Consider the following 21,061-nt stretch of genomic DNA (forward strand, 5'->3'; position numbering starts at 1 on the left):
CGCCTGTACGGACGTCGGCGGCAATCCGAAACGACGACGCTCAAAGGACTCCAAGCCGAACTGGAACGCCCGATCCAGCTACTGCTCTCCAGCTTTGTATATGACGGCCAGAGGCACTCAGCGAGCACGCCACCGTCATCACAGAAGTTCCGTTCATAATGTGCCCGGTCAGGGTTCCGCTTACGGAGCCCCGAAGCCGTTGCCGATGAGTGAGAACCAGAGCCCAAACCTCCGCGACTATTACGGCTTGTTGGCGGAATCTGGCTTCCAGTTCCTAGGTATCGGCCGCGACTAGGGAGGATGGTTGCGTTGGCCTGGGTAAACTGCGTCTGCTGGCTCGGATGCTCAACCAGGCAACAAGAAGCAGGAGGCTCGCAGTTGTGGTGAGTGACAAGATATTGATGCCACTCCAGCCCAAGCCTTGAAGTAGCCAAGCGGCTGCGAAAGATCCCGTTGCTGAGATGGCGGCGGTTGTTCCGTCAGTGAAGCCTTGAAGTTTCGCTCCCCGCCCTTGGGGGTAGGACTGGAGCAGCAGTGCCGATCCGGCAACGAACAAAACGTTCCAGCCGACCCCAACCAGCATCATCGTTACTGTCATGGCCCATCCTGTGCTGGAGATCATGCCCATGGCGCACCCACTGGCCATAATGAAGCACCCGGCGACGTTGGTCATGATCGTTCCAAACCTCTTGAGAAATAGTGCGCTGAGCGCGGAGGGGGCGAACATCCCTATGAGGTGCCATTGGATCATTGCGGCTCCCACGGCAGAGCCGTGGCCTGCATGGTCGTTCGCCAGTGGTCCTGCAGCCATGACGAGCGTCATGACGAGACCGGAACCGGCCAAGACAAGAACTGCCTGTTGAAACTGCCGATTGGCGACACGGTCCCGGATCTGGATCGCTGGCTTATTAAGTTCGACGCCACCGCCGGTTGCTGGTGGCATGGACGCGGCAAGGATGAGTGCGAGAACTCCCAGGAGCGCTATCAGTAGGCAGGACCCCACATAGGGTTGCCCAGCTACTTGTGAGGCGGCAATGGCGGCGAAAGGTCCCAGCGCCGCTGCAATGATCCCGCCGTACATCACCAGCGCTAACGCACGTTCACGCTTAGCCGGCGGAGCATATTCTGAGGCCACGAAGCGCAGAAACCCGCCCACGGCCCTGTATCCGCCAGTCAGGGCAGTCCCCACGCAAAACAGGGTGAAGGAGTGCGAGGCGACGGCGATCGCCGAGAGTACCCCGCCAATAATTGCCGTGAGCGCCCCAACAACCATGACTGGCCGGTACCCAAAACGGGAGGCCGCATGACCGGCAAGGAACGAGCAGGCCGTTCCGACCACAACAATCAGACTCAAGGGCAGTGTCATCAATGCCGGGATGGGCGCCAGAGACATTCCCACCAATCCGGTAAGGGTCAGGTCAATGCTGACAATCATGTAATAGCAGGCCTGCGCGGCGATGAGGCGGATGAGTAGGTTGCGAAAGCGTGGAGGTGGTGTGGTCATGCATCCACGATTCCATTGGGCAAACACGCCCACCAGTGGCAGGATAGCCACTATGCAAAAGAATCCAGACATATTGATCAGGAATCGTGCTGATCACGTGAAAGGCCTTGGTCGGATCAAGGTCGCGGTCCTGGCATTGCCGGAGGTCCTTGCCCTGGATTTTGGCATTCCCATCCAAATCCTCGGAAGGAGCTCACCGCACCTCTACGACGTGGCCACGTGTTCCCCGGGCGGCCAGGCGGTCCCAGCGTCGGGCGGGTTTTCAGTGGTCCCGGACAGGGGGCTTGACCTGCTCAGCGAAGCAGACACGGTGATCGTTCCCGGATTCACCAGGTCCCGGGATCCGCTCCCGGACGATGTCCTGGTTGCACTGGTCGAAGCTCATCAACGAGGGGCGAGGATGGTTTCGATCTGTTCGGGCGCCTTTGCGCTGGCCCAGGCCGGAATCCTGGATGGGCTGTCAGCCACCACCCATTGGGGTTCCACTGCCGATTTCGCCAGTCTCTATCCGCAAATCACCGTGGATGAAAATGTTCTCTTCGTTGACAACGGCCAAGTGCTCACCTCAGCCGGTGTCGCAGCAGGAATCGATCTCTGCCTCCACTTGGTTCGGAGCGACTGGGGAGCCGCACAGGGAAACCAGACAGCCCGATCTATAGTTTCCGCGCCTCGCCGCGAAGGCAGCCAATCACAGTTCATTGAACACCGGAGCATGTACGGCAACTCGGATCAGCCAACTGACGTCGCAGCCGCCATGGAATGGGCGACCAAGCACATGCGCGAACCGGTCACCATCGCCGACATCTGCGCCGCGACGGCACTGAGTGAAAGAACTCTCTCGCGCAGATTTGTAGCCCATGCGGGAACCACGCCTATGAAATGGCTCGCGCTTCAACGCGTCGAACGGGCCAAGGAATTACTGGAAACAACGGCTGCCCCCATCGACCGAATTGCCGCCTCAGTCGGACTGGGGACAGGAGCCAACTTCCGCCAAATCTTCAAGAAGACTACGTCCCTCACCCCCAGTCAATACCGGCACGCGTTCAATGAAATCCGCGAGGCCCAGCCTCACCGTGAGACAACGGCACCCAACCAAACGACATAGTCCCGTAGAGCGTTCCGTTTACGGTCGCACCAATGTTGTGCAGACGACTTCTGACAACGACATCGGGGGCTCATCTTGATCAGGTCAGCCGGGCGTGGGCGGGCGATCGCTGCCTATTGCCCAGCTCTGGCCCACCGATCACCCCTGCGTAAGCGCCGCCATTAAGCGTGTTTGCGCACTGTCTCGATCCACACCTGCATCGACCAGCGCACGATCCAGGCGGTCGCCATGGACACTCAGCACCCCGAACAATAGGTGCTTGATCCCGACATAATCGGAATGAAGCTCCCGCGCGGTGCGCTGCGCCGCCTTGAGGGCGTCCAGAGACTCGCGGGTGAACGGGAACCCTTCTGAGGTGTCCTCCGGACCAGGGGAGGCGAAACGCATTATCGCAACACGTATTTCCTCCGGCCAGACGCCCAGCGCCGTCTGCACCGTGTCCGGAAAAGCGTGCAAAAGCCCCAATAGTAGATGCTCGGGACCGATGTACGAGTCATGCATCATCCACCTTGACTCTTCCTGAGCCAGGACAACCGCCCGCCGAGCATTGTCGGTGTAGTTCCCAAACATCGATGAACCGCTCATGCCCTTAAGCGTAGTCTTCGCGGCGCATCAGCACCACGCGCCTCCCGATGCGCGGAAGAGCGCACGTCCCGGTAGACATTCCCCTGCGGAAACCCGCACTGGTCGAGAATCACCCCGAAGTCAGCTTCGGTGCAAACAGTGAAATCGGCCCGGTGATGCTCCCTCATCGGGTGTCTATCAGAGCAAGAGTTCCATAGCCAGGACGCCGGGTTCCGTTGACGTTGGAGACGTTCTGAATCCGATTCGCTCATAGGTGCGGATGGCGGGCGAATTGCCGGCGATGACATTTAGCGTGATCCGGGAAGCTCCTAGCGCTTGAGCCTTGGCCACGGCCAGCGCGACTAGATTCGCAGCGAGCCCCTGACCCCGTTGTGCTGGATCGATGATGACCCGACCGATCCGGAATGTCTCGCCGTGCTGGGTGAGATCGAAATGGCCTACGGGTCTGCCGTTGCTGCTGCTCACGCCAATCCATGCGCTGAGGTTCTGCTCGCTCTCCATCTCTGAGAGCTTCTCTGTCGATAGTGGCCACGTCAAGCGTGGCCCAGTGAAAAGGTAGAGAGCCGCAGCATCGGGTACCCATCCAACTATCGTGTCGAGATCTGCTTCTTTTCGCTGCCGAATGGAGATCATAAATAAAGTCTCACACAGAGCTTCAAGCGCCCGAAAACCGTTCCCCTGCGGACAGGACTCCTTCCCTAGTCGCTGTATCAAGGCGGACTCCCTGTTGGCCCTTATTGCTGCTGGAGTGTTGCTCCTGCAACGGTGACCGGATTCGTCAGGGGTCGGGTAAGGAGCCCTTCCAGGTCGCTGCCCGTTCCAGCCAGGAAACCGTGTGCAACGGAGGAAAACAGCGAGAGCAGCATGCCCGGCTGGAACGGCAGCAGGTCGCTGGTGTTAAGGGTTTCTCGACGTGAAGCGAGGGATTCAGGTTCGTAAGGAAGGCCCTCATGCCGGGCAGCTTCCTCGGCCGTGACCGCGCGGGAGCCCACCAAGTCATAAACCTGTCCGGCGTGGGCCTCAGGCTTGCTCGCTACGACGGCGGCTGCCTCAGCAAGATCCTCCCGGGCCACGGCGGCAATGCCACCGTGGCCAAGCGGGGCCGTGATGACTCCGTCGCCCGGTACCATCAACGCCCCGAGGAGTTCGGCGTAGATCCCGTTTCGCAGGATCGTCCAGCGCATTCCGCTTTCCTGGATGCGGCGCTCTGTCCAGCGATGTGCCAGCGCAAAGCCCAGGTGGTCACCCTCCGTGGCCAGGCTCGTGTAAATGAGGTGCTGCACTCCGTCCCGCTCCGCAGCGGCCACAACACGTTCGTGGCGGGCAATCACAACATCGTCCTCCGCATAACCGGCAGATACCAGCACCAACGTTTCGATGCCGGTGAATTCCAAAGTGTCGAGATCGTCGAAATCGACGTGCCGATCAATGCTGCCGACCGCCGGGGTGCGAGTCCCGCGAGTCACCGGTACGTGTCCCGCTTCCAGGGATTCGACGATGGCACTGCCCAGCTGGCCCGAAGCACCGGTAACTAAGATCATGAAGTATTCCCATTCGTGGTTCTGAAAAGTAACTATGATCATCATCAGTAACCAATACAAACCGCGCAAGGAGGCACTTTGATGTCACAGGGCCACATGGAAGTAACCGCCCCGCTCGAAACCTGCGGCAAGGCAGAGCACCCGGACTGCGGAATTCGGGACGTTCTCACCCGCGTCGGGGCTAAATGGTCGGTCCTGGTGATCGTCGAACTCGCCTCGGGCATCCGTCGTTTCAGGGAACTACAACGCTCCATAGACGGCATCTCCCAACGCATGCTGACCCTCACCGTCCGTCGGCTGGAACGCGACGGGCTGGTGACACGGACCGTCTACCCCACGGTTCCCGCACAGGTCACCTACGAGCTCACCGACCTGGGTTCCAGCCTCACCCATCTGGTGAAGCAACTCGCCGGCTGGTCCCTTGCACATCGGGGGGCCATCGCGGATTCCCGCACCGACTACGACGCGGCTAACCCGGACCACACGATCCACTAACCTGCCATCACGACTTGATGGCAGGTAGCGCAAATTCTGTACCGCTCAAGCTTCGAAACAGAGGACAGTGCATCGCCTATCCAGGGAACTTGGTCTTGCTGACGACCGCAATCGAGCCAATTACTGGTGACAGGTAGAACCGGAACTTTCAGTAAATGGAACGGTCGAAGACCGGGCCTAGTCCTGCGGTGGTGTCATGAAATTGGGACAAGTGACACGCTGATGTAATGAAATTGGGACAAGTGTCAATCAGCTTGGGATCCTACACAAATGTAGGATCCCGGGCGGGCTGTCATCAAGGGATGGCCCTGACCTGCGATGATGTTTGGCCCTCGAACACTGAAATTCTCAGTTTCGTGACACTTTCCTCCATTCCAACCCAAGGTTCGGAAGCGAAGACAATGGGGCCGAGAGCCGCGGCTAGTCTCAGGGCTCCGGTCATGGCGATTTAATGCTTTTAGGATTGAGCCCGATTTTTGATGGCGTAGCGCAGGATGAGGTTGGTCCCGGGGTAGCGGGTTTTGGTGTTGGTGAGGTGGTCGCAGAGTTCGGCGACGGCCGCAGTTTTGGCTGTGGTCGGTAGCGGGTCCAGTGCGATGGTGAGATAGCCGGGCTCGGCGGTGTCTATGTCGCCACTCTGATTGAACATCTGGCGCATGAGGGCGTGGGCTTCCTGGGTGGCGCGGCGGTAGTCGGTGTTGGTGCGGATCTCGCGGGCGATGGTCATCGCGGTGTTGTAGGCGGCCATGCGGATGCCGGTGTGGATCAGCTTCACCTCGGTGTCCAGGACTTGCTGGCCGGGGTTCAGGTCCCCGAGGCGGAGTTTCGCCGGGATCTTCTTGTGGGCTTTCTCGGCCGCGATCAGCGCGTTTTCTGCTTCCCAGAGCGGTGCCATGGCTTGGTTGTGCATGGCGCTGGTGAGCGTGATGGTCAGTTCATTGCTGCCTTCTGCCGGGGTTTTCAGAGCCATCAGGTTGATATCGGCTACGACGGCGGCCTCGGCATGAGCGTTCCTGGCGGCAACGACTTTTTGGTAGGCTTTGGCCTTGGCAGGGTTCGGCACCATCCTCTCCTCATCGTCACCGGTGCTGGTGTAGGAGTCGTGGGAATCGAGCTCGAAGTGCATGCGGGCGTAGCGGAACTGGTTTTCCTGCCGCCACCTGTTCCCCATCCGATACACGACCTCCCCGGCTGGAAGATCCTTGTCGGTGGTGAGGATGTGGATTTGCCTCGTGCCACCACCGGTGGTGGCCACGATCCGGCTGATCTGCCGGATGTTGAAGACTTCCCCCGTCTTCTTGGTGGTGTTCAGGGGCAGGTCAACGAGTGTGTCAGCCACCGACCATTTCCGTGTCTGTCCGTGTTCGTCAGCATGGGTGACCTCTTTGAAGAGATCTTCATTGACGTCCTCGGTGGTGCCTTTGCGCCAGGTCAGCACATCAAAACCAGCACTATCCATGTGTTTGAATAGGACCGGTGACCAGCCGCCCCTATCGAAGCCGACCAGCACCCGCCGCTCGTCCCCGACAGCTGTGCGCAGTTCCGGCAGGAGGTCGCGGAGTTCGGCGGCCAGGGACGCGCCGGGTTTGGCCATGACGACGAAGACCGGGGCGCCGTGTCCGTCGGTGACCCAGGTTTCCTCGGTTGCCGGGACCGGGAACTTCAACCGCGTGGAGTAGATTTTCCCGATCTTTTTCGTGCCCTGATAGGCGCGTACATGACCGTCAACGTAGAGGATCGCGGCCAGGTTCTCACCGGCCGGACCGGGGCCGGCAAGGTGGTGGGCGGCTAGGGCGGCAATCAGTTCCCCGGCTTTGCCCGCCAGCGCGAGTTGGCTGATTCTTCGGCGGATGGTCTTTACTTCCGGGGCTCGATCCAAACCCAACACCCGCCCAAGCTCCACCGGGTCGAAGCGGGTTGCGCCCTCGGCCCGGGCCTCCCCGGCCAGCGCCCGCAGCACGCTATCGATCAGGATCGTTTCGAGCCCGTAGAAACCGTTCGGCAGCGATCCGTACACCTCCTTCGCGCTTTTGAGCAGACCGGTGGTTTCCAGTGCCGGGAAGGCCAGGAACAATCCGGCATGCCGAACACGAGCGGCCGGGGAAAACACCGGGCATGCGCCCTCGAGCAAGCCGGCGGCGGCACGTTCCGCACTGCGGGGCATCGGGGCCGGCAAGAGCGGCAGCTCGGGCTGCTGTGCTGGTTCCAAGGCTTCAGCTTCATCAGCGGCTGCCGTTTCCGTGGCAGCGGCAGCTTGTTCGGCGGCGATTTTCAAGGCGCGGCGGACACTGAACTCAGAGGCTCCCACCGCTTCGCCGATGACCCGCAGGGACCGGCCTTGCGAACGCAGAGTCACGATACGCTCGATCGTGGCAGTGACCAGCAGGGATGGGCGCTTGGGCCCCTTCTTCTCCGCCGCCAAGGCGGTAACACCGCCATTAGCCGCCAGTTGGACCCATTTCCACACCGCTACCGAGGAAACACCGAAGGCTGCCGCGATCTGGGCCTGTGAGGCGGCTCCCAGACGTACGAGTTTCACGGCCGCCCACCGGCGTGCTGCTGCATCCCCGTCATCCCACACATCACACAGCTGCCCACGAATATAGGCTTCCCCGCCATGGTCGTTCTCCACCAGCGACACTGCCAAGCCCACCGGCACGGCAACAGGATCCATCGCCAGGGGCAGGGGCAGGGGCAGGGGCAGGGGAAGTTGAGCAGTCATGAAAACCATCATTTCACCCTTCGCTCGGCAACAAAATACTAACTCTATTTTATCGCAAATCAGGTAAAATTAACAGCCCCCAAGCCACCAAAAACCCCCGCAAGTCAACGAACCCGAAAATCCGTCACCCGACCATGACCGGAGCCCTGAGTCTCTAAGAATGCCCAAAATGACTGAGAAAGCCGTTTGCTACTTTGTCCAAGATGACCATCTGTTGGTCTTCACCCACCTGCAGCACCCGATGCACATCACCGGGGTCCAAGTACCGTCAGAGACCATTGACCCAGCCGAAACACCTAGCCAGGCAGCAGAGCGCGGGCTCTACGAAGAAACCGGCCTTGAAGGCATCGTCAGCCGAGAGCTCGACGCCATGGCCTACGACATGCGTCCCACACGAGAGGAGATCGCAAACAGGCATTTCTTGGGATTGAAAGTTCCTCAACAAGACCTACCTCAACGATGGATCGCCGGCGAGTGAGACCCCTTAAATGGTGGCGGTGCCGAAGAATGGTAGTGCTGGTGCCTTCTGTTGGAACAAGCCTACGTACTTGTCACAGGGTTTGGTTCACAACTTTGGGAACTCACCACGTGGCGGCCTCTGCCCGACTGTGAGCGTCATATCTCAAGAAAGTTGATCCCCGGGTCTGCCCCGTCCCTCTGGACCATTCTCAGGACTTTCTTTCTGCCGCTTGTACTCAAGCCTCTTGACGAGGAACTCTTCCGCCGGCTCAAATCTGTGCCTGGCATAAAATGTCTGAGATTCGTCCGAAGGTGACAGCACTATGCGGGCCGCGTGAATGTCCTGTGAGAACCGAATCGCCCCATCCATAAGTCGGCTGCCCGTTCCCAGGCCGCGGTGTTCCACCTCAACGAACGCGTTTCCGAGATAAATCCAGCACGTAGATTTCTTGCCAGGTTTCGGCATCCGATCGAACACCATCAAATTCAGCATTCCAACGAGGGCCCCGTCTAGTTCTGAGATGAACATCGTTCGGGGGTTATTCGCTTCCCAACTACGATAGTCAACTTCAAAGGTCGAATCCTCCAGTGACTCACTCGCTTGTTCACCTGGCCACGTGGTTCGCAGCTTGAGGAGACCAGGTGTATTCGAGGGAGCGACTGACGAATGCCAAGCATCGATCCACTCTACCCACGCGACTGCTACGGACGGACCCAAGTGGCTGCTCAACAAACTGGTTGAAGAGATTGTTAGCGGCATCTTGGACGTGGTTCTACAGGCTTGACTGGCAGTCTGATGCTGACCCGAAGGACCTGAAGACCGTTCGACTGCCTTGGACCTTAGTCTTTACGCCTGGCAGAAGCTTTGGCAACACCCTTTAGATAGGGGTTCAGTTCCTACTCATCCCCTGATTAGTGTGCCGGCCGGTTAGCGACGCAAACCGAAGCAAAAAATAGTGCGGGGCGGGCAAGGGATGCATACAGATGCATTTGCCTTGCCCGCCCCATAGGGTGCGTTGCTGTGGCTGTCTCAAGCTGTCGACAACCACGTACTGCTGGTGTTACTGGTGTTACTGGTGTTGCCGTGGTCGTCTCAAGCTGTCGACAACCATGTACTGCTGGTGTTGCTGTTTCCGCCTCCTACTGCTTGACGGCCTGGTCCTACGGGTACTGCTCATACTGCTGGTATTGCTATTGCGGGTACTGCTCGTACTGCCATTACTGATGTTGCTGTGGTCGTCTCAAGCTGTCCGACGACCACGCCCTCCGGGTCCTGCTTTGTCCGTCTCCTACTGCTTGACGGTCCGGCACTGCTGGTACTGCTGTGGTCGTCTCAAACTGTCCGACGACCACGCCTTCCGGGTCCTGCTGCGGTCGTCTCAAACTGTCCGACGACCACGCCTTCCGGGTCCTGCTGCGGTTGTCTCAAGCTGTCGACGACCACTTACTGCTGGTGTTGCTTGTGTCCGTCTCCTACTTCTCGACGGCCAGGTTTACTGCAACGGCGCTTCCCCCTAGACAAGCAACTACAACTACTTTGAGCGGGGGAACTTCCGTTCTCTTTTTCTTACGAAAAAAAATATAACCACTCTCTGAAGTCTCGTCAAGTCGTCTTCGGGTGGTCTGAGTTTGGTCGCGTTTTGCGGTTGGCTCGGGATCTTGTGCAGTTCAGAACAGTTCAGGTCGGTTGGCCACTTCAAATACGACACTCTGACAGTTAGCATGGCACCAGCTCGGCGGCAGATAGGACCGCCCTAGGCGACCCGCCTAACGATCACAACTTACGCTCAACAGGCGGTAACCCTCGGCCAGCGCAACGCGCAGAGCATCCGCGGCCGCTTAATAGTCGGTTGAATAGCGATCCACTCCACAGCGGGATCAAAGTCCTTGAGCTACAAGCAATCCAGTTCCAGAAGGCTCTCGTAGATCAAGAACGACTCGATAGTCGCTGACCAAAACAAGTCAGGATAATTCCTCTGGCCCCTCTAGGTGGGTGGCTTTCTGACGGGCAGCCCATGTAGGACAGCATCCGCTTCGCCCAGCGCACCACCCGGTCATTTCAAATGGCTGAGTGGCAATCCACTCAACAGCGGGATCAAAGTCCTTTACCCACAGGCAATCCAGTTCCAAGAGACTCTCGTAGATCAGCAGCGCCCCGGTAGTCGATGACCAAAACAAGCCGGGATAGTTTCTCTGGTTCCTGTAAGTTGGCGGCTTCCTCACGGGCAACCCGTGGAGCACAGCATCCGCGTCAGCCTCACTCAAGCGCGTACTGACCTCACCTCTGCTGGAGCAGCGGTACCGCAAAGAAACGTTCTGACCCTGGATTCCGGCCATGTCACCAGTATGCGACTGGTGACATGAAATCCGGAATGGTGACACGCCGGTGACACGAAACCCGGAATAGTGACACGTAGCTCCGGAACCTACAACAGGTGTAGGATCCCACGCTACTTGTCACCAGGGGATCGCTCTGACCTGCGACGATGATCCAAGCTGGATCCGCGGAATTCTCACATTCGTGTCACTTTCCTACGATGCGCATCATGGGGTGGCTTGTAAGAAAGTGGAATATCCGATACTAAGGCTTAGATGCGCGTCATAGTGGCCTGCATTTCCCGGGCTTGAGGTGGCGGAGTGGCCGTGCGGTCGGTGAGCCGAATGGCATCGTTGGCCATGACAGGGGTTCTTTCCGGTGCGAAAGGGGCCGTGGTCAGGAGGCGCAGCAGGAGAGCCTGGAGATATCGGTGGTGAAGGACTGGGCGGCGATCTTGATCCCTTCAGCCATGGTCAGGTACGGGCTCCACAGGATCGCGACCTGCTCCACCGTCATCCCGGCCTCCAGGATGTAGACGCCCGCGGCGGCCAGGTCCCCGGCGTCCTTGGCGACGGCGGTGATCCCGACGATGCGCCCGGTGGCGGCGTCGGCGACGATTTTGATGAAGCCGCGGGTATCCCGGTTAACTAGGGCACGCGGCACGTACTCCAAGGGCAGGACCCGGCATTCGCACCGGATGCCGGCTTCGTTGGCTTCCTTGTCTGTCATGCCGACGGCGGCCAGGGCCGGGCTGGTGAAGGTGACCCGGGGCAGGTGCCTGTAGTCGACCTCGCGGCCGGCCTGGTTGAATGCGTTTTCCACGACCAGGGAACCGTGGGAGGCCGCGACGTAGACGAATTCGCGGTGTCCGGTCACATCCCCGGCGGCCCAGATCCGTTCGTTGGAGCTGTTCAGCCGGTTGTTGACCAGGATCTCTCCGCGGTCCCCGGTTGTGACGCCGACGGCTGCCAGGTTCAGGCCCTCGGTGACGGGGCGCCGTCCCGTGGCGACCAGCAGTTTCGCGGCACCGAATTCCTGTTCCCCACCGGACACTGTCGCAGTTGCTACGATCCCGCCGGTGGCCGGGTCGGTGCGCACGCAGGACACGTTTGCCCGGCGCACGACGCGGATGCCTTCGTCGGCAAAGACCCCCATCAAGGTTCGGGAGGCTTCGGGTTCCTCCGCCGAGGCCAGCCGGGAGCGGACCAGCATGGTCACCTTCGACCCCAGGCGGGCAAAGAGCTGGGCTTGTTCCAGGGCCACGTACCCGCCGCCGAGCACCAGCAGGGATTCGGGGACCTCCTCGAGTTCCATCGCCGTGGTCGAGGTCAGATAATCCACGTTTGCCAGCCCCTGGATCGGGGGCACCCACGGCGCGGACCCGGTGGCGACCAGATAGTGCGCGGCCCGGACCGATTCCCGAGCCCCGTCAGCTCCGGTGATTTCCAGGACCGGATCGTCCTGGCTGCCGGCGAACACGGCGTTGCCCTGGCGCAGATCCCAGCCGTAGTCCGCGATGAGGTCCACGTACTTCTCCGAGCGCATCGTTTCCACCAGGGAACGCTTGCCATCGATGAGCCCGGGCATGTCCACCGGTTTTGTTGAGGTGCTGATGCCGGGGAACCGGCCCGAATCCAGGGCGAGGTGGCGTGCCTCGGCCGCGGCCAGTAGCGCCTTGGACGGTACGCAGCCGGTGTTCACGCACGTCCCACCGACGGTGGAACGCTCGACCATGAGCACGCGTTTGCCCAGGTTGGTCGCCCGGATCGCCGCCGCGAACGCGCCGCCACCGGAGCCGATGACGGCCAGATCAAAATCAGGTGTTGGTTCAGACATGTTTCCTCGAAAAGTCGTGTCAATGAGCGGTCCCGCGGTGCCCGCAGCATGGCACCGTGCATGGTTCTGCCCCCAGTTTGCACCTTCCACCGCGGGGGAAGGTCAACAGGCTGACCCATCACCGGCTCTAACGATGACCTGACGACGTTCCCAAACAAATCTGGTCCCCTTGCCCAGGCGGCACAGGGCGCACCGACTCCTGTATCAAAGCCTAACCTTCCACTATGCTGGAAGGTTAGGAGGGAGATTCCCTGGGAACAAGAGGTGCATGATGCGTATTGGCGAAACCGCAGCAGCCGCCGGCATGACGGCCAAAACGCTGCGGTTCTACGAGGACCGCGGCCTGCTGCCGGCAGCTGACAGGGCACCGAACGGATACCGTGACTACGCCCAAGAGACGGTCAGCCGGTTGGAGTTCATCCGCCGCGGCCGTACTGCGGGGCTGACCCTGGCCCAGATCGGAGGCATCCTCTCCATCCGGGACATCGGCCAGGCCCCCTGCGCGCATGTGCGGGGCCTGCTGGCCAAACAGCTACGTGATTTGGATGCCCGGATCGCAGAACTCATCGCACTGCGTACAACCGTTGCCGAGTTTCATGACGCCGCGGCCGCAGGGGACCCCGAGGCCTGCGACCCCGCACGCATCTGCAGCTACCTCTAACCAGACCCCTTCCCCACTCCGGTTCCCCGCCACCGGATTCCGGTAGGCCCAAGGGGACAATCCGCGGACGGGACAAGTCGGCACCGGAGATCCTTCATGTACCGCGCCCTCCACCGGTGGTGCGGCGCAGGCACAGGAGCCGGCGCCTTCTTGGGCTGTTCCCGAAAGCCTCACCCCGGTCTGCTCCAACAGGGCGGCCAATCCGGCAAGCTCCGCAATGCGTTCCCGGGTTTCCAGGAGCCGGACCGATCAGCCCGATATCTTCGTAGCAGCGCAAGGCGGTGGCCAGGACGCCGGAGCGTTCGGCCACTTCCGAGATCAGCAGGTTCTCCACAAATTCCACGATAAACCTTCGACCTCGCTGAACCGCCAAGCCCGATGATGCCCGGCTCGGGGGTTCAGCGAGGTCAGACCAGTTGGCGGCGGCGGTCGCTGCGGATGATCCGGGGCAGGAACCTGACGTAGAGGACCATGCCGATGAGTTCGACCAGCGTCTGGGTGACCACGACCAGTGCGGCCAGGGCCAGGGGTTCGGGCAAAGCCAAGGCCAGCGGGAGCACAACTAGGGAATTGCGGGTAGCCCCGCTAAAGACCACCGCACGGGTGGCGGCGGCATCGAGCCGGGCAGGCTTGGCCACGAGCATGCCCAACGGCACCATCACCAGCAGGAATGCGGCGTAGAGCGGAACCACCGCCAGCAGGGACCCGAGTTCCTCACCGACGCCGGTGATCTGCGAGCCGACGACCACCGCCAGGGTCGTCATCATGAGGGGAACCATCAAACCCTGCATGAACGCCATGATCCCCCGGCCCGCAGCATGTCTGCGTGCCAGTACCTGCGTGAGCGCCGCCGCCGCCAGAGGGATGATGATCAGGACGACCAGGGCCTCGACAAAGGGTGCGGGGTCGATGACCGAAACCACTTCGGGGCCGACGAAAAGCAGCAGGTAGAGCGGCAGCAAGAGAATCTGGAGCAGCATCAGGACCGGGGCGGCGGCCAGCAGCCGGTCGCTGGCCCCTCCTGCCAACCCGGTGAACACAATGACGTAGTCGATACAAGGCGTCAGCAGCACCAGCAGCACCCCGAGCAGCAGGGCCTGGTCCTCGGAAATGAAGCGGGTCAGGCCGAACACCACCGCCGGGACTATGGCGAAATTCAGCACCAATACGGTGCCTATAAATCGCAGGTCCTTGGCGGCCTTACCGATGGACGCGAACGGAATGCCCAGGAACGTTGCATAGAGCAGCAATCCGAGGACGGGGTTGATCGAATGTTCCAGGGCTTCGGCTGAACCGGGTGTCAGGAATCCAATGACACCGCCGATGATGATGGCCACGAGGTACAGGCCGATCTGGTGTTGTTCCATCCGTGCCATGAGATTCTGGGTCTTCATTCTGCCCATGTTAGGCGAGGTGGCCGGTCGGGCAGGATTCGATTGATTCTGCTGCAAATCAGCGTTGCTGAATTCTTGGCGATAGACGGTGAGTAGCTAATGACCGGTCAAGGTTCCGCTTACGGGACGCACAAACATTCCCAAGCCGGCAAGCCCGAGTCTTGCCTCCAACAACAATCAGGCCATCGTCTGGTGACATGAAATCCGGACTGATGACACGCTGGTGACACGAATTCCGGATTAGTGACAAGTAGCTCCGGATCCTACACAAAATGTAGGATCCCAAGCTGTCTGTCACCAACGAATCGCTCTGACCTGCGACGATGCAAAGTCCAAGATCACTCAAATTCTCAGTTTCGTGTCACTTTCCTACAGGGTGTTTGCTGAATGCAGCATTAATTGGCTCGGATATGGCGTTGCGTGGAAAGCGCTGTCAATGGACTGCGTGACTAACCCGATCATGACGATTGCCCACTGGACGCTCAAAATCATCAGGGTAGTCCTGAATTTGGCCACACCGGGAATAAGCGGCCCGCCAGCGGTCAGCAAAGCAAGATTCCTAGCTGCCATTGCCCAGAAATGTCACACGAGGCGAGTCGGGGCATGAGTAAATCGGTCATTCCCACTTCGATGACGGCGGTTGAATGGGAGGCGGATAATCAGCCGGACCGCTCCCAACGTAGGGCTCCATCGGTGAACCCATGTGTTTCCAGAAGTAGTGGGTTGTCATAGTGAAACTTTCAGCGACGTCCCTGCCGGCCAGATGATCAATGAAGCACTGCCTCTGGCGCTTCGCTTCGATCTCGGGGATAGTTTCGGCCCAACGAGGGCGGACACGACTATGTTCTGAAGAGATTCCCACAAGCTCCCAGCGATCATTCTGGGCGACATACTCTGTTGCCGAAACGGTAACCAGTCCAAGAACAGGAGCGAAGGCATGGTGGAGGGCATGCCTTGCGCCAAGTATCCCGTCGACAAATGGACCCAGCTCTGGATCCAGCATTGATGGCGTTAGCTTGGTCTTATAAAGCCCTTGTGCGCGTAGGAAGTCATGCATCGATGCCACCCACTCGAGTACATCGTGCGTAGCAATTAGGGTGAGGGCCATGGGTAGGTCGTCCTTGGAAAGTTCTGTAGCTTCCTCCTCCCTTCCACCGTCAGGCAGACCCTCTGTCGCCTCATTCCACCGAGCGATTGCCAACCGGTAACCATGCCGAACCATGGGCAGCGGGTTCTTCCCGACGGGATGGCCTGTTTGCGGGTAAATCCGCGCATTGCGGCGACCATACGATATGTAGTGATCTCCTGGAAACGCGCCCATTTCTTCTTGCGCAGGACGGATCCAGATAGGGTCACCATCTTCATTTTCCGGCCCCTCCGAAAGGACCGATTCCGGAATACGTGGCATACCGGCGATCATAGCCGAAACTAGCAGGGTCGGGTGGCCGGCTGCGACCTGCTCACCACCCGGTCATTTCAAACGGTTGAGTATCGATCCACTCAACAGCGGGATCAAAGTCCTTTAGCCATAGACAATCCAGTTCCAGAAGGCTTTCGTAGGTCAAGAACGACTCGGTGGTCGATGACCAAAACAAGCCGGGATAGTTTCTCTGGTTCATGTACGTTGGCGGCTTCCGTACGGGCAACCCGTGGAGCACAGCGTCCGCGTCAGCCTCACTGAAGCGCGTACTGACCTCACCTCTGCTGGTGCAACGGTATCGCAAAGAAACGTTCTGACCCTGGATTCCGGCCATGTCACCAGTATGCGACTGGTGACATGAAGTCCGGAATGGTGACACGCCGGTGACACGAAACCCGGAATAGTGACACGTAGCGCCGGAACATACAAAAAATGTAGGATCCCAAGTTGCCTGTCACCAGCGAATTGCCCTGACCTGCGCTGAGGCTCCGTGGAAGATCTCCGAAATTCTCAATTTCGTGTCACTTTCTTCAGGCGGCATTCCTGAACCGCGCAATCCCGGAGGGCGACGGGCCGCCATCACTTCTTGCGGGGGCAACAGCACCCGTCCTGCTGAAAGCATCTGGAAGACTGTGAAAATGGGTGAAGAACTTCAATTGCAGTGGCTGGTGCATCCTTCGATGGTTGATCCTGAAATACGGATACGGCTTCTGAGATGTTGGCGAGATGTAGCGAATGCAGGAGGTGCCGTCGGTTTCCCTTTCCTACCAGTTACTGATGAGCAGGTGAACTCCTCAATCAACTCCATGGCCGCTTCTCTCAGCCAAGGCATAAACCGGATCCTGCTGGCCACCGTGAAAAGTGAAATAGCCGGCTGGCTTTACCTCGCAGGGAATTCCAGTGAACTCACATCCCACTGGGCTCGGGTGTTGCGTGTCCAAACAGCTCTCGAATTCCGCGGCCAAGGGGTAGGACGTGCTCTCATGAATGAAGTATCCCGGGCTGCTATCGAAGACCTCAGTCTCGAACAACTGCACCTTGAGCTACGGTCAGGGATGGGTCTGACCGGCTTTTACCAATCATGTGGCTGGCAAGAAATTGGCCGCTGGCCTGGGTCCCTTCGCTTCTCCGAGGGAGACCGAGACGAAGTACTTATGATGCTGAACCTGCAATGCAGCCGAACAACACTTGGTGCCCCCTCTAGCTAGCCCCGGCATTGAAGCCCAAGAATCCTTCAAGCCTCAGGGTGATGACACCGAATCGAGAATGGTGTCAGCTAGCGTGAGAACCTACACCTGTCTGAGGTGGTTTGAGAAGCGCACGAGCCCCTGCCTCGACTGTTACGATGAGCCGCCCTTCAGCCCAATGTAGGCAAGAAGCTGATTCATCGCGCCGATCGCTTCCCGTGCGTCAGACTGTTCGACTCTTGTGTCACCCTCATGGACGGCGACATGGCGCTTTAACCGAAGGGTTTCTCCGGCTGTCAGAACATCCTGAGGTGCCCCAGCGAGACGGTGCATCACGCCCTTGCCACTCCCGCCGCAGGCCATCTCGACCGCAAGACGTGCGGAGAGCACGGCCTCGCGGTAATGGCCCTTATCGAAATGTTTTTCAGCCGTACGTGAGTGCGCCGCGGCCGCATAATCCTCCTCCAAGACGCGGAACGCATCCCGGTACGCGGTATCCGGTAACGGACCGAGCAGGTATGTGAGCTGGGAATCTCCTTCGAAGAGGAGCACATCATATGAGTCCACGGCAGTCCCGCCAGAGACCAGCACGTAGTCGTGGTACCCGTCCTTCTCATAGAGGTTCGGCATTAGATCGGACGCACCAGTGAAGCGCGGGCTAGCAAGAAACTCGGCCAAGTGATCCTTAGTCTTGCCGTACATCTCGACCTTGCGGCCGGTAATCTTCTCCCGGAGCCGGAGGCCGAGGCTCTCATTCTCACCGGGGTACTCCTCGATATAACACCAGACGGAGTGAGGCGGAGAGATTTTGCGTGCGGACAAGATGTTGACCTTCACGTAGAACTCTTCATCGAGGCACACCATGATCTCTTGCGCGTTCTGAGTGAAGATTGGTGCGACGATGGCGAGATGCTCCTCGCGGTTCCGAGGCTGGATAAGCCCGCCACCGTGGGCATAGCAATCCTGCAGCAGGTTCGACATCGGTGCGACTTGCTGAAGCATCGGATTGCCAGAAAGAACCCGCACCCTCCGTCTGGTCACCTTCTCACGAAGGCAGAGGTCAGGCCTCCCATCAAGGCGTTCGAAGCGTTCCACGTAACACTTGATCAAGCCGGAACTCTGCGCGCTGCGGGCCGTAACTTTCGCTGCTTGCGCCGCGCGCCGTGCCTTCGAACTCGGCGAGCTCATAATGACGTCCTCTCACTACCGGCTCTTGCCCCTGGCACAGGATTCGGAACGCGCAGGATTTTCCGGTCCTTTTCCTTCACAACCCGGCCTTCACTCAATTCAGCCAGGGCTTGCGTTGCAACCCTCCCATACTGAAGTTTATGCAGGGATTGCGTGAGTCGTTCGATGTGCATTCTAAGTAAGTCCAGAATGCGCCACGCCTCCAGCGGCGTCAGGGACAGCGAACTACCGAATGCAAGTTCCCTTCCATAATCGTAATGAGGAAGTCCAAGCTCCTTCTCATCTTCTTTAGGGTCTCCACCGATGCCTAGAGACTGAATCTTCTCCTCGAACTCCGCTTTACCGGCCGGGGTACGAAGAGAGTCCCGAAGGTGTGAAAGCTTATTGCGGATCCAACGGATAGCATCGATGTCTTCGTGCTTGATATCGACATCGAGGTAGGCCTTGTAGAAGTCTTCGCACTCGTTGGCACGCCAAGAATCTTCAGTTGCCAATTTCAGGAGTCCCGAGCCATACCGGCGCAGCGTCTCGTGAGCGGACTCCTCCAGGAACACCTCATACAACGTGAATGAATCCTTGATCACGGCTGCCGCGAGCTGGTACCAATACTGCTCCCAGAAAATGCCTACGCGATCCATGAAGAGGTTGTAGCCCTCGTCCCCGTGTGATTCCTGAGGATCAAATGTGCCCCTTACATCGTTGCTGGCAGCCTCCTCTTGCCCCTGGAACCAGGCGGTCATTCCTACAGAGCTGGACAGAAGAAAACTTCTCAATTCCAACTCGTCGCTGTGCCAATTGACATATCTGCCTGTGGTGAACTGGTGGTCAAGCCCCTTAATGCGGTCCTCTAAATTCATGACCGAAGACTACAAGAAAAGAACCCCTTCACGAACTCCGCCGATGTCATGAAATTGGGACAAGTGTCAAACAGCTTGGGATCCGTGAGGGGACACGAAACCCGGATTAGTGACACGTAGAGCCGGATCCTACAGCTGAGCGCCATCCATTTCGTATCCAAACTATCCATTTTTCATCCACTTTGACGGGATTCCATCCACTTTTTTGTAGGAACCCAGGCTGTCTGTCATCAATGGATCGCTCTGACCTGCCACGATGTGCAGGCGAAGATCACTGAGATTCTCAATTTCGTGTCTCTTTCCTACAGACTGTTTGCCACTGATGCAGATGACGGCGCTCTGCTCCGGGTGCGACGACCAAACTATCTGGGTCCACCGGGTAGTCGCGAGCATCTGAGGTCAGTTGATTAACGCGGATTCCTAGTCGGGAGAATTTTGATTGCTGTTGCGCCCCTGGGGACCGGCCTATGGGCACACACGATCGACAAGGCTGGCACGGAGGAGTCGATCCGCTCTTCGTCCCCACGAACGGGGCTATTGCGGTTCGAGACCGTATAGGGCGGAGACTACAGTGACGATTGGGGAGTAGTGCATCCAGTATCCGACCGGATCGTCCGATCTCATCCGGAGTTCTTCGTCAAAGAATCCCGGCCAGCAAACTTCAGAAACGACTGACTCAAACAGAGGTATAGAGAGTGTGATCAAGTCCTCGATCAGCTGCACCGGCTTCAGAACCAGACCGGTATCGTCAGAATCTCTCGCTATCCATTGCGGTGTTTTCCCCAAGGTTGCCGCGTACTGACGAAACTTGGTGGATTCCGAAGTTGGAAGTACCACGTAGTTTTCGCTGACGCGACCTCGGTCATCGACTTCTACGGCGTGCGATAAGGCGACGTGGTGGATTGTATTGCGCAGGGCTTCGATGGCACGGAGAAGGGCGAGGCTGTCTGATGTTGCCAGGACGCTTCTAATACGCCAAGGAAGGCATTGTCGGAAATCCTTGTTGGTCAGGAAACATCTTCGTTCCTCCCATGCAAGCTCAATTGCGGCGTTAATCGCCCGGGCGAGAGCATCGAACATGGCTGAAAGGTTCAGTGCTATCCGTTCCACGAGTGCGTCGTTGGTGTCGAATGGGAAGGTGATGGTGGGGTGGATGCTGCGGACCAGGATCTGGTCGCGGGCCCGCAAACATCGTTCCAACCGTACATGAGCAACTCTGGCTAGGTCCTTCCACCGCGTTGGAGCGGTTGGAGGCGATACCCTGCGGGCAAAAAGGGCGAGTGTGTTTGGCAGCAGTGCCCAAGCCTGTATGTATTCGGCGTCTCGAAGGTGCAGTACTTGGGATAACGGAGGAATGTCGACGATGAGGCGGTCCTGCAGGCGTTGGTGCAGCCCGACGATTGCCATCGCCTCACGAGGCGAACATGCGAACATGCACCTGTTGAACCGCTGCGTGAGGGCGAAGCGATTATCTGTGATGTAGATGTCGGCCTGAAGTGCGATTGTCATGTCTCATTCCTCTGTAGACAGTTCATGTCTCATACCTGTGTAGACGCTTCCGGTCTGAGTAGTGGCCAGACCGGGAGTGTCTCACTTCTTTTTAGAGTGTTTGTTGTTCGGTCGTGGTGGTGGTTCTGACGGGGTTGATTTTGCGTTTCCGTACGGCGCCGGCCGGGTCCGCGGCGATTCCTGAGGGCTTGCCGTTGCCTACGTAGCGAGTGCCTTTGGGTGGGATGGGGTGGCTGATAATTTCCGAGCCGAGGTTGTCAAAGAACATGATGTCGATGCCG

Annotated in this window: 19 protein-coding genes; 5 read left to right on the plus strand and 14 right to left on the minus strand. The window is 58.9% G+C overall.

Annotated elements, in window-relative coordinates; translation table 11 throughout:
• Nucleotides 1-274: 274 nt before the first annotated feature.
• Nucleotides 275-1,504 carry an MFS transporter gene (locus tag ACX80E_RS16065; RefSeq protein ID WP_459303056.1) on the minus strand — a complete coding sequence of 410 codons (1,230 nt, stop codon included), beginning with the start codon at nucleotides 1,502-1,504 and terminating at the stop codon, nucleotides 275-277.
• A 97-nt stretch (nucleotides 1,505-1,601) separates the two neighbouring features.
• Here ACX80E_RS16065 and ACX80E_RS16070 point away from each other — a divergent pair, with 97 nt between their 5' ends.
• On the plus strand, nucleotides 1,602-2,609 hold the full coding sequence (locus tag ACX80E_RS16070) for a GlxA family transcriptional regulator (RefSeq protein WP_459303057.1): 1,008 nt from the start codon (nucleotides 1,602-1,604) through the stop codon (nucleotides 2,607-2,609).
• Between the two features lie 138 nt (nucleotides 2,610-2,747).
• On the opposite strand, the gene ACX80E_RS16075 is transcribed toward ACX80E_RS16070, so the two are convergent.
• The 3 genes from ACX80E_RS16075 to ACX80E_RS16085 form a co-directional block, all read right to left on the minus strand.
• Nucleotides 2,748-3,194 (minus strand): Clp protease N-terminal domain-containing protein, encoded by a 447-nt coding sequence (locus ACX80E_RS16075; RefSeq protein ID WP_459303058.1) that lies wholly within the window; start codon nucleotides 3,192-3,194, stop codon nucleotides 2,748-2,750.
• A 177-nt stretch (nucleotides 3,195-3,371) separates the two neighbouring features.
• A complete protein-coding gene (locus ACX80E_RS16080) occupies nucleotides 3,372-3,827 on the minus strand; it encodes a GNAT family N-acetyltransferase (protein WP_459303059.1) in 456 nt (151 codons plus the stop codon).
• Between the two features lie 101 nt (nucleotides 3,828-3,928).
• A complete protein-coding gene (locus tag ACX80E_RS16085; protein ID WP_459303060.1) occupies nucleotides 3,929-4,735 on the minus strand; it encodes an NAD(P)H-binding protein in 807 nt (268 codons plus the stop codon).
• 81 nt (nucleotides 4,736-4,816) lie between these two features.
• On the opposite strand from ACX80E_RS16085, the gene ACX80E_RS16090 reads away from it, so the two are divergent.
• Complete coding sequence (locus tag ACX80E_RS16090) at nucleotides 4,817-5,230, plus strand: winged helix-turn-helix transcriptional regulator (RefSeq protein ID WP_459303061.1); 414 nt, start codon at nucleotides 4,817-4,819, stop codon at nucleotides 5,228-5,230.
• A 457-nt stretch (nucleotides 5,231-5,687) separates the two neighbouring features.
• Here the strand turns inward: ACX80E_RS16090 and ACX80E_RS16095 are convergent, their stop codons facing one another.
• A complete protein-coding gene (locus ACX80E_RS16095; protein WP_459303062.1) occupies nucleotides 5,688-7,952 on the minus strand; it encodes a putative transposase in 2,265 nt (754 codons plus the stop codon).
• 169 nt (nucleotides 7,953-8,121) lie between these two features.
• Between ACX80E_RS16095 and ACX80E_RS16100 the strand changes: the two genes are divergently transcribed.
• Nucleotides 8,122-8,430 (plus strand): NUDIX domain-containing protein, encoded by a 309-nt coding sequence (locus ACX80E_RS16100; RefSeq protein WP_459303063.1) that lies wholly within the window; start codon nucleotides 8,122-8,124, stop codon nucleotides 8,428-8,430.
• 144 nt (nucleotides 8,431-8,574) lie between these two features.
• On the opposite strand, the gene ACX80E_RS16105 is transcribed toward ACX80E_RS16100, so the two are convergent.
• A complete protein-coding gene (locus ACX80E_RS16105) occupies nucleotides 8,575-9,171 on the minus strand; it encodes a GNAT family N-acetyltransferase (protein ID WP_459303064.1) in 597 nt (198 codons plus the stop codon).
• A gap of 1,953 nt (nucleotides 9,172-11,124) precedes the next feature.
• Nucleotides 11,125-12,564, minus strand: a complete 1,440-nt coding sequence (merA, locus tag ACX80E_RS16110) for a mercury(II) reductase (RefSeq protein WP_459303065.1) — start codon at nucleotides 12,562-12,564, stop codon at nucleotides 11,125-11,127.
• Between the two features lie 271 nt (nucleotides 12,565-12,835).
• Between merA and ACX80E_RS16115 the strand changes: the two genes are divergently transcribed.
• Complete coding sequence (locus tag ACX80E_RS16115) at nucleotides 12,836-13,225, plus strand: heavy metal-responsive transcriptional regulator (protein WP_459303074.1); 390 nt, start codon at nucleotides 12,836-12,838, stop codon at nucleotides 13,223-13,225.
• A 94-nt stretch (nucleotides 13,226-13,319) separates the two neighbouring features.
• On the opposite strand, the gene ACX80E_RS16120 is transcribed toward ACX80E_RS16115, so the two are convergent.
• The 3 genes from ACX80E_RS16120 to ACX80E_RS16130 form a co-directional block, all read right to left on the minus strand.
• Nucleotides 13,320-13,568 (minus strand): MerR family transcriptional regulator, encoded by a 249-nt coding sequence (locus tag ACX80E_RS16120; protein ID WP_459303066.1) that lies wholly within the window; start codon nucleotides 13,566-13,568, stop codon nucleotides 13,320-13,322.
• Nucleotides 13,569-13,632: 64 nt separating this feature from the next.
• Nucleotides 13,633-14,628: an arsenic resistance protein gene (locus tag ACX80E_RS16125; RefSeq protein ID WP_459303067.1), complete on the minus strand. Its 996-nt coding sequence runs from the start codon at nucleotides 14,626-14,628 to the stop codon at nucleotides 13,633-13,635.
• Nucleotides 14,629-15,235: 607 nt separating this feature from the next.
• Nucleotides 15,236-16,027, minus strand: coding sequence for a hypothetical protein (locus ACX80E_RS16130; RefSeq protein WP_459303068.1), 792 nt, complete (start codon nucleotides 16,025-16,027; stop codon nucleotides 15,236-15,238).
• Nucleotides 16,028-16,677: 650 nt separating this feature from the next.
• Between ACX80E_RS16130 and ACX80E_RS16135 the strand changes: the two genes are divergently transcribed.
• Nucleotides 16,678-17,247 carry a GNAT family N-acetyltransferase gene (locus ACX80E_RS16135; protein ID WP_459303069.1) on the plus strand — a complete coding sequence of 190 codons (570 nt, stop codon included), beginning with the start codon at nucleotides 16,678-16,680 and terminating at the stop codon, nucleotides 17,245-17,247.
• A gap of 132 nt (nucleotides 17,248-17,379) precedes the next feature.
• Here the strand turns inward: ACX80E_RS16135 and ACX80E_RS16140 are convergent, their stop codons facing one another.
• The 4 genes from ACX80E_RS16140 to ACX80E_RS16155 form a co-directional block, all read right to left on the minus strand.
• Entirely contained in the window at nucleotides 17,380-18,414 is a 1,035-nt protein-coding gene (locus tag ACX80E_RS16140; RefSeq protein WP_459303070.1) for a hypothetical protein, read from the minus strand.
• Nucleotides 18,411-19,271: a hypothetical protein gene (locus ACX80E_RS16145; RefSeq protein ID WP_459303071.1), complete on the minus strand. Its 861-nt coding sequence runs from the start codon at nucleotides 19,269-19,271 to the stop codon at nucleotides 18,411-18,413. The genes ACX80E_RS16140 and ACX80E_RS16145 overlap by 4 nt, the downstream gene beginning before the upstream one ends.
• Nucleotides 19,272-19,805: 534 nt before the next feature.
• Nucleotides 19,806-20,780 carry a hypothetical protein gene (locus tag ACX80E_RS16150; protein ID WP_459303072.1) on the minus strand — a complete coding sequence of 325 codons (975 nt, stop codon included), beginning with the start codon at nucleotides 20,778-20,780 and terminating at the stop codon, nucleotides 19,806-19,808.
• A 91-nt stretch (nucleotides 20,781-20,871) separates the two neighbouring features.
• Nucleotides 20,872-21,061 (minus strand): hypothetical protein (locus tag ACX80E_RS16155; protein WP_459303073.1); only part of this gene is annotated, 190 nt, incomplete at its 5' end.

The sequence above is a fragment of the Arthrobacter sp. TMN-49 genome (assembly GCF_054511095.1).